This is a genomic window from Burkholderia sp. SIMBA_051 (assembly GCF_046534915.1).
Lineage (GTDB): Bacteria > Pseudomonadota > Gammaproteobacteria > Burkholderiales > Burkholderiaceae > Burkholderia > Burkholderia ambifaria.
In genome coordinates, this window is sequence record NZ_JAWRXS010000856.1 from 1 (window position 1) to 238 (window position 238).

1 protein-coding gene is annotated in these 238 nt (G+C 64.7%); it reads left to right on the plus strand.

The window, feature by feature from the left end; all coding sequences use genetic code 11:
* Positions 1 to 238 (plus strand): lyase family protein (locus tag SB771_RS36875; RefSeq protein WP_410722270.1); only part of this gene is annotated, 238 nt, incomplete at both ends.

Below are 238 nucleotides of genomic sequence, written 5' to 3' on the forward strand. Positions count from 1 at the left end.
CCGGCAACTCGCTGGACGGCGTGTCGGACCGTGACTTCGCCATCGAATTCTGCGCCGCTGCCAGCGTGGCGATGATGCACCTGTCGCGCTTCTCGGAAGAGCTGGTGCTGTGGACCAGCGCGCAGTTCCAGTTCATCGACCTGCCGGACCGCTTCTGCACCGGCAGCTCGATCATGCCGCAGAAAAAGAACCCGGACGTGCCAGAGCTGGTACGTGGCAAGAGCGGCCGCGTGTTCGG